The sequence below is a fragment of the Desulfallas thermosapovorans DSM 6562 genome (assembly GCF_008124625.1).
Classification (GTDB): Bacteria; Bacillota; Desulfotomaculia; order Desulfotomaculales; family Desulfallaceae; genus Sporotomaculum; species Sporotomaculum thermosapovorans.
Window position 1 is genome coordinate 59,602 of sequence record NZ_VNHM01000010.1, and the last position, 17,445, is coordinate 77,046.

General features: G+C 47.9%; 14 protein-coding genes. 13 read left to right on the forward strand and 1 reads right to left on the reverse strand.

Annotation, left to right across the window (positions count from 1 at the left end):
• Positions 1-328 precede the first annotated feature (328 nt).
• The 9 genes from LX24_RS09825 to LX24_RS09865 all read left to right on the forward strand — a co-directional run bounded on the left by LX24_RS09825 (position 329) and on the right by LX24_RS09865 (position 11,676).
• Positions 329-2,482: an acetate--CoA ligase family protein gene (locus LX24_RS09825; RefSeq protein WP_166511986.1), complete on the forward strand. Its 2,154-nt coding sequence runs from the start codon at positions 329-331 to the stop codon at positions 2,480-2,482.
• Between the two features lie 438 nt (positions 2,483-2,920).
• The gene (locus LX24_RS09830; RefSeq protein WP_166511987.1) at positions 2,921-4,234 is read left to right on the forward strand and encodes a TrkH family potassium uptake protein; all 1,314 of its coding nucleotides are present in this window, start codon (positions 2,921-2,923) and stop codon (positions 4,232-4,234) included.
• Positions 4,235-4,298: 64 nt separating this feature from the next.
• Positions 4,299-4,985: a potassium channel family protein gene (locus tag LX24_RS09835; protein ID WP_166511988.1), complete on the forward strand. Its 687-nt coding sequence runs from the start codon at positions 4,299-4,301 to the stop codon at positions 4,983-4,985.
• A gap of 621 nt (positions 4,986-5,606) precedes the next feature.
• Entirely contained in the window at positions 5,607-5,939 is a 333-nt protein-coding gene (locus tag LX24_RS09840; protein ID WP_166511989.1) for a 5'-nucleotidase C-terminal domain-containing protein, read from the forward strand.
• A gap of 75 nt (positions 5,940-6,014) precedes the next feature.
• Positions 6,015-7,454: an L-seryl-tRNA(Sec) selenium transferase gene (gene selA / locus LX24_RS09845; RefSeq protein ID WP_166511990.1), complete on the forward strand. Its 1,440-nt coding sequence runs from the start codon at positions 6,015-6,017 to the stop codon at positions 7,452-7,454.
• Positions 7,451-9,385, forward strand: coding sequence for a selenocysteine-specific translation elongation factor (selB, locus tag LX24_RS09850; protein ID WP_166511991.1), 1,935 nt, complete (start codon positions 7,451-7,453; stop codon positions 9,383-9,385). Before selA ends, selB begins: the two co-directional genes overlap by 4 nt.
• A gap of 134 nt (positions 9,386-9,519) precedes the next feature.
• Positions 9,520-10,776 carry a class I SAM-dependent methyltransferase gene (locus tag LX24_RS09855; RefSeq protein WP_166511992.1) on the forward strand — a complete coding sequence of 419 codons (1,257 nt, stop codon included), beginning with the start codon at positions 9,520-9,522 and terminating at the stop codon, positions 10,774-10,776.
• Positions 10,777-10,819: 43 nt separating this feature from the next.
• Positions 10,820-10,990, forward strand: coding sequence for a hypothetical protein (locus LX24_RS09860; protein WP_166511993.1), 171 nt, complete (start codon positions 10,820-10,822; stop codon positions 10,988-10,990).
• 203 nt (positions 10,991-11,193) lie between these two features.
• The gene (locus LX24_RS09865) at positions 11,194-11,676 is read left to right on the forward strand and encodes a DUF456 domain-containing protein (protein ID WP_166511994.1); all 483 of its coding nucleotides are present in this window, start codon (positions 11,194-11,196) and stop codon (positions 11,674-11,676) included.
• Here the strand turns inward: LX24_RS09865 and rnhA are convergent.
• Complete coding sequence (rnhA, locus tag LX24_RS09870) at positions 11,673-12,140, reverse strand: ribonuclease HI (RefSeq protein WP_166511995.1); 468 nt, start codon at positions 12,138-12,140, stop codon at positions 11,673-11,675. The two genes, LX24_RS09865 and rnhA, sit on opposite strands and share 4 nt — an antisense overlap.
• Positions 12,141-12,407: 267 nt before the next feature.
• Here rnhA and LX24_RS09875 point away from each other — a divergent pair, with 267 nt between their 5' ends.
• The 4 genes from LX24_RS09875 to LX24_RS09890 all read left to right on the forward strand — a co-directional run bounded on the left by LX24_RS09875 (position 12,408) and on the right by LX24_RS09890 (position 17,422).
• A complete protein-coding gene (locus LX24_RS09875; protein ID WP_166511996.1) occupies positions 12,408-13,544 on the forward strand; it encodes a BMP family ABC transporter substrate-binding protein in 1,137 nt (378 codons plus the stop codon).
• 286 nt (positions 13,545-13,830) lie between these two features.
• Positions 13,831-15,360, forward strand: a complete 1,530-nt coding sequence (locus LX24_RS09880; RefSeq protein WP_166511997.1) for an ABC transporter ATP-binding protein — start codon at positions 13,831-13,833, stop codon at positions 15,358-15,360.
• The gene (locus tag LX24_RS09885; protein WP_166511998.1) at positions 15,357-16,454 is read left to right on the forward strand and encodes an ABC transporter permease; all 1,098 of its coding nucleotides are present in this window, start codon (positions 15,357-15,359) and stop codon (positions 16,452-16,454) included. Before LX24_RS09880 ends, LX24_RS09885 begins: the two co-directional genes overlap by 4 nt.
• Positions 16,455-16,489: 35 nt before the next feature.
• Positions 16,490-17,422 carry an ABC transporter permease gene (locus LX24_RS09890; RefSeq protein WP_166511999.1) on the forward strand — a complete coding sequence of 311 codons (933 nt, stop codon included), beginning with the start codon at positions 16,490-16,492 and terminating at the stop codon, positions 17,420-17,422.
• The last annotated feature ends 23 nt before the right edge of the window (positions 17,423-17,445 follow it).

A 17,445-nucleotide genomic window follows, 5' to 3' on the forward strand; every position in this document is an offset into this window, starting at 1 on the left:
ATTACCCAGTGTATTACAACCCAGCGGGCCTACCTTATTTGGTATACCTGCTTTTTTTATCATTTTTACGCCTATTTCGATTATTCTTCCTGTGTAATTAATGTCAGCAATTTTATATTTTCAACAACCGTTATAAGCTGCCCGGCTCATTTTCAGATCCCCAACCATAACTCCGTGGGGATTTATTTTATGCGCTCCGTTGCGGCAAATATGTATACCGTGGTTTACATTTTCAAATATTTTTTCACTAATTATTTTTATTTGTGGTACAATAAATGCAAAAAGAGTGAATGTTCATTCATTTTCTTGTGTAACAAGGAGGCCCTCAATGAGTAACACGGATTTACAAAGCGATTTAAAAAGCCTGGTACCCCTTTTTAAACCTGAATCCATAGCCATCATAGGAGCGTCCAGCAACCCCGCCAAACCCAGCGGTCAGCCGTTGGTGGCACTTACACAATGCGGCTTTAAAGGGCATGTATATCCGGTAAACCCTAACTACCGTACTTTACTGGGTCTGCACTGTTACCCTTCGCTAACGGATATACCTGGTCCTGTCGATCTATGCATTATCGCAGTGCCTGCCCGCATGACTTTGACCGCTCTGGAGGAATGCGCGGCAAAGGGTGTGCGGGGTGTAATAATATTTACTTCGGGATTTGCTGAAGTAGGGAATGAGGGCGCGATCATCCAACAGCAAATGACCGCTCTGGCCAGAAAAACCGGCATGCGTATCTGCGGACCCAACTGCATGGGCATTTTCAGTGCCCAAAACGCCTTAATGGCTAATTTTGCCGTAACCGAACTGCCAGATAAAGTATTGGTACCTGATTACTTGGGGTTTATTAGCCAAAGTGGTGGCTTCGGGGTAGCCATTTATGAAATGATCAAAGAAAAAGGCTATGGCTTTAGTCATTTTGTTAGTACTGGTAATGAAGCGAATCTGGAGTTTTCCCACTACTTGGGTTATATGGCGGCCGATAACAAAACTAGAGTGATTGGCGGCTACCTGGAAGGGCTCAAGGACGGGCAGAAGTTTTTGCAGGCAGCAGATATGGCTTTAGCAAATAATAAACCCGTAATGCTCATGAAAGCAGGTCGTTACCCGGCTTCCGCAAAGGCCGCTGCCTCTCATACCGGAGCGCTTGTGGGATCGGAAAAAGTATACAGCGCTGTTTTTAAGCAAAAGGGTATTATCAGGATAGATAACTTAGAAGAATTCTTGAATATGCTTTCAATAATGCATAGCGGTAAAATACCGTGCGGCAAAAGGATAGCCATACTGGCCACCTCAGGCGGTAGCGGCGTTATGCTGGCGGACAAATGCGCTCATTACGGACTGGATGTAGTTCCACTTCAGGAAGAAACTAGATTGGCCTTGGCGGCACTGCTGCCCGATTTTGCATCCACCGCTAACCCTGTGGACATTACCTCGGCCATTATAACCCAACCCGGGTTGTTGGAACAATGCGCCCAAATAGTGATTAAAGACCCCGGGGTGGATATGATGATTGTGGCTTACTGGACCGAATTCGGAAACCGGAGTATTCTGAATCAAATGATCAGGGTTGAGCAAAGTACCAATAAACCGGTTTTCAATTTGATTTGGGGTCCGGAAAAGGCGGCGCAAGAAGCCATGCACTACATGAACAACAATTTAATCCCCGCAGGCCGGGAAGTGGATTTCATTATTAAAAGTATGGCCACACTGGCGGAATACCATATTTTTGTACAGTCCCGCAAGGAAACTACTATGTTGGGTCCGGAGATACCAATAAACGCCCGGGAAAAGGCGGCCGTCCTATTGAATAATTTAGGGCCCGGCACCAGGTTATCCGAACATACTGCCAAACAAGTGCTGCGCGCCTATGGCATACCCACAACCCGGGAACAACTGGCCACAACAATGGAAGAAGCCCTCGCGGCGGCTGAGACTATCGGCTATCCGGTGGTTATGAAAATAGAATCACCCGACATATTGCATAAGACTGATGCAGGGGGGGTATTATTAAACATCCGTACCCCTGAGGAAGTAACCACAGGTCTCCACCAATTACTGAATAATGCCCGGGTCTATAAAGCTGACGCGGACATCAAAGGCGTTCTGGTGCAGCAAATGCTACCTGACAATGGTATTGAAATGATTGTAGGTATTAGTAAAGACAGCACCTTCGGCTCCACAGTACTGGTGGGGTTAGGAGGCATCTTTGTGGAGGCACTAGAAGATGTGGCCCTCAGGGTAGCACCTGTATCACCGCTGGATGCCCAAGAGATGTTGTCCGAGCTAAAGGGTCAGCGCGTACTGGATGGCCTACGAGGGCGGTTACCTGCTGATAAACAGGCACTGTTGGATATTATCCAACGATTATCCCGCCTGGCCGTAGACTTTCCCCAAATCGCCGAATTGGACATTAACCCTCTTATTGTATTCCCCAAAGGCGAAGGGGCCTGCGCCGCCGACGCACTGATAGCCATGGAATAATAAATATATTTATATATAAACAGCGCAGGAAAACTGATATGCTCCCCTTGTATTAGACAGTGGAAACAAAAAACTGTTTATAACGAGGAGGGGCTATTTTTACCCCCATAAAGCGATAGTATCAGCACCCCCAAAAGCAGTAATTGAAAAATATTTTCGTGGTGAAAATTCGCTTGATGTTTTTGGCTACAAATACATTTTATATCCACAAGGTGTAATTTATACAAAATTTTTTTCATATACATTGTCCTTGTTATCAACTTTTGATATCCTAAAAAATGATAATACGCATTGGTTATATTAACCACTTGGTAGCCTTTTTGTTCAGCACGTGTTAAAGGTTAGTGTTAAGGCAAATATAAATTACAACTTCTAGGTTAACTTAAATACGGGTGGAGGACCGCCTAGTTTAGCAAATACGTCAAAACAGAGGTAAGTATGTTAAAAAAAATAAAACCAGGACAATTCCTGCTTATCAGCTACGCATTAGTCGACTTAATGGGTACAATATTACTTATGCTGCCACTTGCCTCCACTGAATCAGGGTCGACAAGCTTAATTGAGGCCTGGTTTACAGCCACCTCCGCCCTTACAGTAACCGGCCTTACAATAGTCACCACAGCCAGCCACTGGACCACGTTCGGGCACGTGGTTATTATGGTGCTAATGCAAATAGGTGGTCTGGGCCTTATGGCCATAGCCACCATTACCTTAACCATGCTGGGCCTGCGCATTCACCTGGGCCACCGTTTGTTGATTGCCCAGGACCGTAACTATTTTGATATGTACGGGGTTGTACGACTGGTACTTAATATTTTTGTATTGACTTTGTTTATAGAGGGCACAGGCGCGGCCTTGCTGGGCTTTCTTTTTCCCGATTTATGGGAAAACGGCCCCATCGAGGGCCTGTTATTCATAACCTTCCATGCCATTAGCGCATTTAACGGTGCAGGTTTTGATCTAACCGGACAAAGCCTGGAACCTTACCGCTATAATATAGGAATCAACCTGGTGATAATGACCATGATCACCCTGGGCAGCTTGGGTTACGTTGTTTTACAAGAGCTTTTTTTAGTGCGCAAATGGCACAGGCTCAGCCTGCACAGCCGCATGGTATTACTGGTCACCGGTGCCATCATCCTGGTGGGTAGTATTTTTTATTTTGTCAGCGAATTTCATCGTACCCTGGCGGGAGCACCCTGGGCGGATAAAATTATAATCAGTGTATTTCAAGCGGCAACCCGTACAGCCGGGTTTACCAACGTTCCGGTAACGGCCTGGAATGAACCATTTATATTTTTAATGATTATCATGATGTTCATTGGAGCCAGCCCGGGCTCCGTCGGCGGAGGTGTCAAGACCACCACCTTTGGCACGGTTGTACTGGCCGTTTGGTCCATTGTCCGGGGCAAAAAAGCAGTGGTGCTTTTTGAAAGGGAAATTGCCCAGGAAAGTGTGACTAAAGGTTTTACGGTAGTGGTTATGGCTGGTATGCTGGTTGTAGTCAGTACCTTGTTAATTATGACCGTAGAAGGTTTACCGTTTATGCCGGTATTATTTGAAGTAGTATCAGCCATGGCTACGGTTGGTTTATCCATGGGTATAACAACTCAATTATCCCCCTTTGGGCTAATAGTGATCGGAATTTTGATGTTTGTGGGCCGCATTGGTATTTTAACAGTGGTGGTAGTACTGGCCGGTACAGAAAAGCGACGTTTCCAATATATGAAGGAAGATATCCTTATAGGTTAACACGTCTTAATGTGCAAATGTCATATTAGAAAAAAAATCAAGTATTGGGAAGGTGCAATTGACTGTGAAAAAATCTATACTGGTTATCGGTGTAGGCCGGTTCGGCCGGGGCGTCATTGAAGGGCTATATGACAGAGGACATGATATATTTGCCATTGATATTAATGAAGAAAATCTTGAGGATGTACGTGATATGATCGTTTCAGGGGCAATTCTTGATGTCGGAGACGATGATGATGAGTTGGTGAGAATTGTGGGTGAAAAGAATTTTGATGAGGCGGTGGTAGCATTGGGTGCGGATTTTGAAGGAGCCTTAATTGCCACCAGCATCTTAAAGGATGCCGGTGTACCGGTATCGGTTAAGGCACCCAATCAAAGAAGGGGTAACGTACTGCAGAAAATGGGCGCCGACCGGATTGTTTTCCCGGAACGAGATATGGGTCGCAGGCTTGCTCACGTTATCTCCACTGAAGCTGAAATTGACATGCTGGAGTTGCCCCAGGGGTTCGTAGTGGAACAATTGGAAGTCGGTCCCGGGTTTGCAGGTAAAACATTGGAGAAGCTGAATACTTCCAACCGCTTCGGTATATGGATCATGCTGGTTTACCAAGGTAACGAACCGGTGCAACCCACGGCAACCACCCGACTGAACGAGGGAGATATAATGGTTATCTTCGGCAGAAAAACAAAATTAAACAAGTTTGAGGATGCGAATTTTGGTAAAAAGAAAAGGACAGTAGGCAAGAGATGATAATTATTGTTTGCTTTCCTTATGTAAAATTATCGCAAACCTTCAGGTTTGTATCAGTATAAGCCTTTTACACTTAATTGAAAAGAGTTGAAGTATCTGGTACCCCGCAGCTGTATTGTTAGTTGCCGTACAATGGATGAAGCATTTTAGCGCCGCGCAATCAACAAATATATCCTTACTTTGGGCGTTAAACTATAAATTATTTAAACAACCGGTCAACGAACCTGCCCTTCGGGAGTTGATTTATCCCAATCCGGGTATACAAAACGATGAACAGGGGGATTTCCTGGGCGGACGCTTCTACCCATCTGTAATATTAAACGTAAACGGTGAACAGGTAGGTATCATCGGTCTCACTACAGAGGATACGTCTACCGGCTCTAGGATGGGTGAAAACATTGTCTTGAAAAAACAGCCTCGAGACTACCCGCGAAGCCGTAGGTGATTTAGAAAAACGAGGAATAAACAAAATCATTATACTTAGCCACCTCGGCTGGATTCGGGACATAGAATTGGCATAGTAGGTGGAAGGTATTGACGTGGTGTTTGGCGGTCATAGTCACACCCTGCCTGAAACATACCCCATGATGGTAAAAACAGGTTAAGAACGGCGTCAGCCGGGTGGAAAGCGGAGGCGGTTGTTTCCCACAGGTATCCGGTATACGATTCACCTATGACTTATCCCAACCAGTGGGCAACCGTATCGCCAGTATAGAAGTTAAATCCAACCGGGGTTACCAATCAATCGACCTTGAAGCAGTTTATAAAGTAGCTGTCAACAGTTTTTTATCTGAAGGAAATGATGGCTACCAAGTATTTAAGCAAGCTATCTCCAGTAAGGATCTGGGTTATATGCAGTATGATGTCGTTACGGAATATATAACCAAGCACAGCCCAGTCAATCCCCAACTGGAAGGGCGAATAAACGGTTCAAATTTGAACTATGGAGCGTAACGTCCCAACCTCCCCTTGCGTCGCACTCCCTACTGCCATATAATGTTTAGGATAGCGACTTCGGGGGGGTTTTTTATGTCTGTAAATAACCATACCCGCTTGTTAAAGCACATACCTGCGGTTGACGAGGTGCTTAAAAAACCCGACATCGCCGGTCTTACCCGGTCGATACCGCGGGTACTGGTGCTGAAAGCAATCAGGGATACCATCAGCCAATTAAGGGAAGAACTGGTGGCGGGCCGCCTGCAGGTAGACAAGGAACAGCAGGCGCGTGATTTTTTCATGGCCATCGTTATAAAAAGAGCAATACATGAAGCCAACTTACTAAATCGCTCCAACCTGCGCCGGGTACTCAATGTCACCGGTGTAGTGCTCCATACCAACCTGGGGCGAGCAGTGCTGGGAGAAAACGCCCGGCAAGCCATCAACCATGCCGCATCAGGTTATTCCAACTTGGAACTGGACTTGGCAACCGGCAAACGAGGATCACGTTATGCTCCTGTGGAACAATTACTTGCCCGGTTAACCGGTGCCGAGGCCGCTCTGGTGGTAAATAATAATGCCGCTGCTGTACTACTGGCCCTGGGCACACTGGCCCGGGGTAAGGAAGTTATAGTTTCCCGGGGGCAGTTAGTGGAAATCGGAGGTTCTTTTCGTATACCGGAAGTAATGGCCCAAAGCGGTGCCCGCTTGGTGGAAGTAGGTGCCACAAACAAAACTTACGCCAGTGATTACCAGAAGGCCATAACAGCCGAAACCGCATTATTACTGCATGTACACACCAGTAATTATCGTATTGTGGGTTTTACCAGAGAAACATCCATCGCCGAACTGGTTGAACTGGGCCGGGCGTACAAGCTACCGGTTATGTCTGATCTGGGCAGCGGCTCCCTGGTGGACCTGGCTGAGCACGGGTTCCCCGTGGAACCCACCGTTCAGCAAGTGGTCAAAGAAGGTGCCGATGTAGTTACTTTTTCGGGAGATAAGCTGCTTGGCGGTCCCCAGGCGGGTATTATCGTGGGCAAAAAGGAATACCTGGATTGCATGAAAAAGAATCCACTCACCAGGGCGGTTCGTATAGATAAATTTACGGTATCCGCCCTGGAGGCCACCCTGCGGGAATACATCGACCCGAACACGGTCTGGGAGCGCATCCCCACCCTGGCCATGCTTACCGCGGATATCAACATATTGCAGCAAAAGGCTCATTCCTTATGTGCAGAGCTAACCGCCGCGGCCGGAGACCTTGCTTTATTTACTCCGGTGCAAACGTCTTCGGCGGTGGGGGGTGGGGCACTACCCACTGCTGACCTACCTTCCTGGGCGGTGGAAGTAATCCCCCGGGACATGACAATATTCGATCTGGCCGGTAAGCTCCGGGAAACAGAGCCCGCAGTTATAGGCAGGCTGCAGGATGGAAAACTACTTATGGATGTACGCACCCTTTTACCAGGCGATGAAAAAACCCTGGTGGAAGTGGTTGCCGGGGTGCTCAAGGGAGGTGCTCGGGTATGAAGCATGTCATTATTGGCACTGCGGGTCACGTAGATCATGGTAAAACAGTACTCATCAAAGCACTGACGGGAGTGGATACCGACCGGCTCAAAGAAGAAAAAGAACGAGGCATCTCCATTGAGCTGGGCTTTGCCTACCTTAAACTGGCCAGCGGCCAAACCGCTGGCATTATAGACGTACCCGGCCACGAAAGGTTTATTAAAAATATGCTGGCCGGGGTAGGCGGCATTGATATTGTTTTGCTGGTTATCGCCGCCGATGAAGGAGTTATGCCCCAAACTAGAGAACACATGGATATTATCCAGCTACTCAATATTGAACGTGGTATAGTGGTAATCACCAAAAAAGATCTGGTGGACAAGGAATGGCTGGACATGGTCACCGAGGATATCCAGGATTTTGTTAAGGGCACTGTGCTGGAAAAGGCACCGCTTGTCAAGGTATCCGCAGTTAACGGTGAAGGCATGGAAGAACTACTTCAGACCATTAACCAAATAGCCGCGGATATAAAGGCAAGACAATCTGCCGGGCCACCCCGTATGCCCGTGGACCGGGTATTTACAGTCACCGGTTTTGGCACCGTGGCCACCGGCACGCTGCTTGACGGGCAAATTAAAACCGGTGATAGCCTGCAAATTTACCCGGCGGGCGGAGTATACCGGGTGCGTAATCTACAGGTGCATGGACGCAAGGTGGACATTGCCGAAGCCGGCCAGAGAGTAGCCATCAACCTATCCGGCCTGGAAGCCTGCGAACTGAAACGCGGTCAGGTACTGGCTGCTCCGGGCAGCCTGCAGCCCAACCACCGGCTGGATGTTAAACTACGATTTCTGTCCAGTGCCCCCAAACCTTTAAAGCACCGGACCCGGGTTAGGGTCTACCTGGGCACGGCCGAAATACTGGCCCGGGTTATATTGCTTGATCGCGAAGAACTGGAACCCGGTACAGAGGCTTACGTTCAGTTGCAACTGGAAGAACCGGTGGCAACAGCCAGGGGTGACCACCTGGTAATTCGTTCATATTCACCTATGCGCACCATTGGAGGAGGGCTGGTCATCGACCCTACCGCAGGCAAACACAAGCGTTACCGGAAAGATACCATCGATGCACTGGCCACTGCGGAAAAAGGTACCCCCACCGAGCTACTGGAACAATACCTGGCAGCAACTGCCCGCCTGTGCACCCAGTCCGACTTAACCACGGGAGCAGGCCTGGCGGCAGACACGGTAACAAGTGCACTACAGGATTTGTTAACACGGGAACGGATTGTAAAGCTGATTTACGAAGGAGAAATTTACTATCTATCTGCCCCGGTAATGAACAGGTGGGAAGATAAAATCAAGCAAACACTGGCTGAATACCACCAAAGTTTCCCTTTACGGGAAGGCTACCCAAAGGAAGAATTGCGCTCCCGGCTGTTTCCCACCCTCAATAACAAGCAATTCCAAATGGTGTTAATACATTTAAAACAAACCGGTGGTATTGAATTACATGCCAACAGTGTTGCTCTTCAGGGCTTTACACCTGAGCCCGATAATATTCAAAGAACCGGCATTAAACGCCTGGAGGAAATATACCTGGCCAACCCCTTCCAACCTCCCAACTGGAGCGATGCAGCCCGGGAAGCGGGTATAAGCAAGGACGATCAGGAAATTTTGAACTATCTATTGGCCCGGGGAACAATTGTAAAAGTGGCGGATGGATTGTTCTTCCACCACCAGGCTCTGACAGAGGCAGTGGAACTGGTAAAGGATCACCTGGCCCGGAGGGGTGAATTGTTATTGGGCGAAGTACGTGATTTACTGCATACTTCCCGCAAATATACTCTACCGTTATTGGAATACCTGGATAATAAGAAAATAACCCGCCGTGTGGGGGACAAGCGCGTGGCAGGCAGAGCATTGTCCATAGATAAAGCGGCCAATAATTAGCGCTTAAAGGGCTAACGACCTTTATCCCTCTCTAAGCACCCGCCCTAAAAAAATGCCCTTACACCGGGTTGAGCAGAAGGTTATTGCAGCAAGAAGCATATTAAGAAGCATATTATCCTTAAGGAGTGGTTTTAATGCCTGTTCTAGCCGGGATTATTAAACAGGAAATAGAAACAAACGGTCCCATAACCTTTGCCCGGTTCATGGAGCAGGCGCTTTATCATCCCGAACTGGGCTACTATACATCGCCGGGACAAAAAATTGGCCGCAGAGGTGACTTTTATACCGCACCCACCATAAACCCGCTGTTCGCTGCCATGCTGGCCCGGCGCATTGAACAAATGTGGGTTGCCACCGGCCGCCCCAAACGATGGGTCGTAGTAGAGTACGGCCCCGGCACCGGTATATTAGCCCGGGACATATTGGCGGCCATGAAGCAGCATCATCCCGGCCTGTTTAATGCCCTGGAGTACTATTTAATTGAAATCAGCAGCAAGTTAATTGAAACCCAGCAAAGGGTAATTGGATACACCCCGGTCGCCAACAATAATAGCCCAACTGGTCATAACCAGGCAGGGACATCCGGCCATGTCTATAGTGAAAAAATTCACTGGGTGAAAAACCTGAAAGAAATAGACCCGGGATACATAGATTGTGGTTGTATACTGGCTAATGAATTGGTAGATGCTTTCCCCATACATTTGGTCAGGCAAAATAACAACAATCTGCAAGAACTGTACGTAAGTTTAAATAGCGATAATCTTTGCGATGATAACGAAGGTCGCAAGCACGACCGCAGTATGTTAAATATAACTACCGGTTTGAATAAAAGCTTGCCAGGTATCTTCACCTTAATACCAGGCCCCCTGTCAACCAGGGAATTGGCCGATTATTTCGATATACAAAACATACAACTGGAGAATGGCCAGCGGGCCGAGGTCAATCTTCAGGCCCACCGGTGGCTGGCAGAGATTGCCGCGCACCTGAAAAAGGGTTACCTGCTTATCATCGATTACGGAACCACATCCCGGGAACTATACTCCACCCACCGTTATAACGGCACACTGCGCTGTTTTCATAAACACCGGCTGGTAGATAACCCCTTAATTAATATCGGCGGCCAGGATATCACCGCCCATGTTAATTTTTCCACCCTGATCACCTGGGGCGAGCAATTGGGCTTACATAAAATTGAATATACCACCCAACCGCAATTTTTGTTAAATATGGGCATCTTGGACACATTGCAAAAACAGCCGGACTACACTATGAGCCCCGAACTGGTTAAAATAACCTCGGCCATTAAACAACTGGTACTTCCCGGTGGTATGGGCGGCATTTTTAAAGTATTGATTCTGGGAAAAAACCTATCCGGAATTAACTGTATTTAACTGTCCACCGCCGGGAACAATAAGGGCAGGAGGTGATGAACTTTTGTCCAAAAAAATTAGCTCACCCTGCTCCAGCTCTATTTCCAGTAGTTGCAAGGACGGCTGTGGCAGCGCCAAGCAAAACGAATCTAATAAATCTTTAAAGTCTCAATCATCAGATCAAGAACTGGAGGAAAGCTTAAAGTCAGAGACAAATTCTCCGGAAGATATGTAACATTGTAATTAACCATTAAGCCCGCTTCAAGGCGCGGCGAAAAAAAGCAAATTGGCATAATTACTAAAAGAAAAAACGTGCAAATATAAAAATGTTAAAGGGCCACGGGCCCTTTTTTTTCATTGCATATAGACGATATAAATAAAGTAATATAGAATAGTGTAAAAAAGAACCGGGAAACACTTTTTGCCGGGGGTGAGCTTATGCAAGTGTTGGCCATGATACTGGCCGTATTGTTTTTTATTGTAGGCCTGGCCGGTTCGGTACTTCCGGTGATACCGGGGGCGGTACTTATATGGCTGGGTATGCTGATTTACGGCTTACTAACTCAATTTGCCACATTAAGCACAGCATTCTTTATTGGGCAAGGCCTGGCTGCAGCCCTGGTTTATGCTACAGATTATTTGGCCGCGGCGTATGGCGTCAAGAGATACGGTGGCTCCCGGTATGCCGTATATGGCAGTGTCATTGGCACCATGGTGGGTATACTATTGCTGGGACCTGCGGGTGTAATTTTTGGACCTTTTATCGGGGCTATAACCGGCGAGCTGTTGAATCAAAAACCACTGGACAGCGCATTTAAGGCCGGGATGGGCACTGTATTGGGACTTTTGGGTGGTACATTGGTTAAACTGGCCATTCAATTAACCATGATTGTATGGTTTTTCTGGGCTGTATACTCCTAAGGGGAACTGATGGGATTGTCCGGCAACAAAGGACAGCTTTTTATAGCGTTTACCGCCAGGCGGTCACAACGGTTGTTATACGGGTTGTCAGCATGCCCTTTAACCCATACCCAATGCAATTGATGACATGCGGCCAACTGCAGTAACCGCTGCCATAGATCCACATTTTTTGCACGTTCCTTGTCATTGCGCATCCAACCTTTAGCTTGCCATTTGGTCACCCATCCCTTGGTCATGGCATCCACTACATATTTACTATCCGAATATACCGTTACCCGGCATGGCTCCTTCAAACTCTCCAATCCTTTGATAATAGCCATTAATTCCATTCGATTATTAGTGGTATTATCATAGGCTCCGAACAATTCTTTTTCATGGACACCATATTTTAATATGGTACCGTATCCCCCGGGCCCCGGATTACCACTACAAGCACCATCCGTATAAATCTCTACTTCTTTCATTTTTTCACCCCGCCTTATTTATTACCAACTGTATTACCAACACTAAAAAGACCACTATCACTACGCTGGAATTTTATCATACCTGTTATTTACTGGCAATGTTTTTTAGCTGTGGTATCTGTTTTTTTGTCGTTATAAGAAGGATTTTACCTAAAAAGTCAGAATAGGTACTAGGTGTGAAATCAATAGTGGGGAGGGATGGGGCCGGTTGAATTAAATTACTTGTTTATTTAGTTTAACTAGAATTTAACAAACGGGGAGGTAAAGATGAAAAGGTTATCATTAAAGGCTATACAAGCCTTCGTGGCAGTGCTGCTGGTAGCCCTGTTGGCCACCGGTTGCGGCGGCGGAAATGAAGACCCGGCCGCCAGCCAGGCGGACAACGAAAAACTAAAGGTCGGCTTCGTATACATAGGACCGGTAAATGATGCCGGGTGGACCCAGGCTCATGATGAAGCTCGTAAATATTTAATGGCTGAGCTTCCTTATGTAGACGCCAGCGATTATGTGGAAAACGTACCGGAGAACCCCACCGAAGCGGAGCGGGTGATCACTCAACTGGTGGAGCAAGGCAACAAGATTATATTCACCACCAGTTTCGGTTATATGGACCCCACCATCAAGGTTGCTCAAAAATATCCGGATGTTACATTCCTGCACTGCTCGGGTTATCAGACCGCACCCAACGTAGGTGCGTATTTCGGCCGGATGTACCAAGCCCGTTACCTGTCCGGCCTGGTGGCAGGTAAGGCCACTAAAACCAACTTGATCGGTTACGTGGCCGCCATGCCCATTCCGGAAGTTATTCGTGGCATCAACGCCTTTACTCTGGGCGTACAAAAAGTTAACCCGGACGCTCAAGTCAAGGTGGTCTGGACCAACACTTGGGTGGACGCCGCCATTGAAAAGGATGCAGCCATTGCACTACTGGATGCCGGTGCGGATGTTATCGCCCAGCACCAGGATTCTGCTTCACCACAGCAGGCTGCTGAAGAAGCAGGCAAGTTTGGCATTGGCTACAACAGCGATATGAGTAAAATGGCACCCAAAGCTACTATGACATCACCGGTATGGAACTGGGGACCTTATTACGTGGATACTGTCAAGGCCATTAAAGAAGGCACCTGGCAAAGCACTCTCACAGCAGGTAGTCTGACCTACTGGGGTGGCCTTAAAGAAGGCACCGTTGATTTAGCCCCCTTCGGTCCGATGGTGTCCGAAGAAGTTAAACAACTGGTGGAACAGGAAAGAGAACGTATAGTTAGCGGCGAATGGGATGTATTTACCGGCCCCATCAAAGACCAGTCCGGCGCTGTTAAAGTGGCTGAAGGTCAAGTTATGACCGACGATGAAATTTTGAATATGAACTGGTTCGTACAGGGAGTAGTAGGTTCTGTTGAATAACTTGTGTCAACCAGCGAAACCAGGCTATTCATTATTTCATTTCAGTTATCCGTCAACCTATATCCAGTTAACAACAACCAATCGATTATTAATGAAGCAATTTACCGGTCAGGCTGTACAATAATTGCCTGACCGGTAAAAGAATTTTTTTACTGGTGTTTTTTACAATTATATATAAATATTATATTTTGCAAAGCAACTACCAGCTATCATGGTCAAACCGGTTGCCGTTTTTTTGTTGGCAACTGCCTTTTATAATAAGATTACCTAGCAAGGAGTATACCAAATGAAAGAACCTTACCTGGTGGAATTAAAAAACATTACCAAAAGGTTTCCCGGCGTGGTGGCCAACGATAGGGTCAACTTCAACGTCAGGCAAGGTGAAATACACGTGCTGCTGGGTGAAAATGGTTCGGGTAAAAGCACACTGATGTCGGTATTATGCGGCCTTTACCGTCCGGATGAAGGTGAGATCATCATTCGAGGCACAAAAATGTCCTTTCGATCACCCCGGCAGGCCATTATGGCCGGTGTCGGTATGGTGCACCAGCATTTCAAGTTAATTGACTCATTTTCCGTGGCTGAAAACGTTATTTTAGGAGATGAACGCATACCACGGGTTTTAAATATGCAGCAAATTGAAAATAACCTGGCGCAGCTATCAGCGCGCTATGGATTACAAATAAATCCCTCCGCTATGGTTTGGCAATTGTCCGTGGGGGAAAAACAACGGGTGGAAATAGTGAAAATGCTATACCGCGGCACCCACGTACTTATACTGGATGAACCAACCGCCGTATTAACCCCCCAGGAAACAGGAGAACTTTTTCGCAACCTGCGGGAAATGGCCGACAGTGGCCGGGGCATAGTGGTGATTACACATAAGATGCACGAAGTTATGGCAATTGCCGACCGGGTTACTATACTGCGCCGGGGCCGATCAGTGGCCACTCTGGAAAAAGAACAAATCAACCGGCGGGATCTGGCCTGGCTGATGGTTGGCCACGATGTGGTAAGACAAATAGCGAAAAAAACCCCGCCCGGGAACAAAAATGTTCTAACATTAAAGAATGTACACTGCTTGAATGACCTGGGCCGCCCCGGCCTTACGGATATTTCGTTTACCGTGCGCAGCGGTGAAATATTTGGGATTGCCGGTGTAGCCGGCAACGGGCAGCGGGAACTTGCCGAAGTGATTGCGGGGCTGCGCCCGTTAACCCGGGGAGAAGTTTTTATTAATGATTATAATATTACCAACTGTTCACCCCGCCAGGCCATCGATCGCGGTGTGTCCCTGGTCCCCGAGGATCGTCTGGGTACCGGTCTGGTGCCTAACCTTAATGCTGTTGACAACCTGATTCTTAAGGGCTACCGCAAAGGCCGTTTGCGCTGGGGGCCGTTTTTAAAAAGAAACATAGCCAAAGAAAAAGCGGAAGAGTTGGTGGAGCGTTTTGATATTAGCTTAAGCGCTCTGGACGCTCCGGTAAAGCTGTTATCCGGCGGCAATCTGCAAAAATTGCTATTGGCCCGGGAGATCACCTCCTCACCCCAATTACTCATCGCCGTATACCCGGTTCGCGGTCTTGATATAAAAGCCACCGAAGCTGTGCACAATCTGCTGCTTGAGCAAAGGAGCAAGGGCTTGGCCGTCCTTTTAATTTCAGAGGATCTGGAAGAAATATTTAAACTCAGCGACCGTATCGGCGTGCTTTGTGGCGGGCACATCACCGGTGTGATGCCCGCTGACATGACTGATGTGGAAGAAATCGGGCTACTGATGATGGGCATTAAGAACCAGGGAGATAACAATATATGATGAAAATACTGGGAACAAGTCTTTTAATTGAAAAAAAATTGACTCCCGCTCCAATTTCCTATGTGATAGTGCCGTTAATTTCCGTATTTCTGGCGCTGTCAGTTGGAGCTGTTTTCCTTACCCTATCGGGCCATAACTATCTGGAGATTTACGCCGCCATGTTCGGCGGTGCCTTCGGATCTCGTTACGGCATTACGGAAACCATCGTCAAAGCCATTCCCTTGACAATCACCAGCCTTGGTGTGGCGCTGGCTTTTCGCATGCAGCTTTGGAATATCGGGGGCGAGGGACAGATATACATGGGGGCTTTCGCTGCCACCTGGGCTGCCTTGTTTTTTCCCGCCGGTGCAGGCTGGTGGACGCTGCCCTGTTTGATTTTATCGGGTATGCTGGCCGGCGGGCTATGGGCACTGCTGCCCGCTATTCCACGGGCGATATGGGGCGTTAATGAAATCATCACCACCCTGATGTTAAATTACATAGCTATCTCCTGGGTAAGCTACCTTGTTTACGGGCCATGGAAGGATCCCCTGGGCTATAATTTCCCGTTAACCTCGCTATTCCCGCCCGAGGCCATACTGCCCACCCTGGCCGGTTCCCGTATTCACGCCGGCCTGTTTTTTGGGATATTACTTACTTTGCTGGTATACGTTCTTATACAGCATACCCGCTGGGGCTATGAAATACGGGTCGCTGGTGAAAGTGCCAGCGCCGCCCGTTATGCTGGCATAAACGGGCAAAGAAACATATTGCTGGTCATGTTTATCAGCGGAGCCCTTTGCGGCCTGGCCGGTATGGCGGAAGTATCAGGCATTGCCCACCGGCTGCAGCCCGGTGTCAGTACCGGCTATGGTTATACCGCCATAATTATAGCCTGGCTGGCCAGGCTAAATCCCTTCGCCATTATTTTAGTAGCATTTTTATTCGGCGGCATGCAAGTAGGCGGGTATATTGTGCAAACCAGTGGTATCCCTTCATCCATGGTAACCATGCTTCAGGGTTTGCTGCTATTTTTTGTGCTGGGAGGAGAACTTCTTACTTACTACAAAATAAGAAAATCTTCTGTTTCGCCAGCTAATCAAAATATGGCGTAAATTCCGCCAGTGCCATCGGAGGATGATATTTAACTATGAGCCAGGAAATATTTGTGGCTATACTGGCCACTGCCGTTACGGCAGGCACGTCAATTTTATACGCAGCCCTGGGTGAAGTGCTGGCGGAACGATCCGGCATATTAAACTTGGGAGTAGAGGGCATGATGCTGGTAGGGGCTGTCTCAGGCTTCATATGTGCACTTAAAACCGACAACCCCTGGATTGGACTTTTGGTGGCCATGCTGGCCGGCGGGTTACTGGCGCTCATACACGCATTTCTAACCGTAACCCTAAGGGCCAACCAGGTGGTCAGCGGTCTTGCCCTGACCATGTTCGGCACCGGACTTAGCGGCTATCTCGGACAATCCTATGTCGGGGTGCCCCTGACCACACCCTTTAAAGACGTAGCTATACCGGTATTGAGGGACATTCCGGTCATCGGCCCGGTTTTATTCAACCAAGATCCGATAGTATACCTGAGCTACTTTTTGGTTCCGCTGCTCTGGTTTTATGTATATCACACCCGGGCCGGGCTGCAAATGCGGGCGGTGGGCGAGAACCCGTCGGCAGCCGACTCAATGGGCATAAATGTATTTCGCTCCCGCTACATGTACGTAATTATCGGCGGCATGCTGGCCGGTATCGGTGGGGCCTATCTTTCACTGCACTACGTACCCAGTTGGATGGAAAACATGACTGCCGGCCGGGGCTGGATAGCGGTGGCTTTGGTGATATTCGCCACATGGAATCCGGTCAATGCATTATGGGGCTCATATTTATTTGGCGGTATCGACGCCCTGGGCTTCAGACTGCAGACATTCGGTGTGACAGTTTCACCTTTTTTCCTTAAAATGCTCCCTTATATATTTACCGTACTGGTGCTGATACTGGTCACTAAACGCAATTTGGCGGGTCGTATTGGTTCCCCACAGGCACTGGGACTGCCCTATGACCGCGAGGAACGATGAAGTTTCCGCTACCTGGCAAGGCG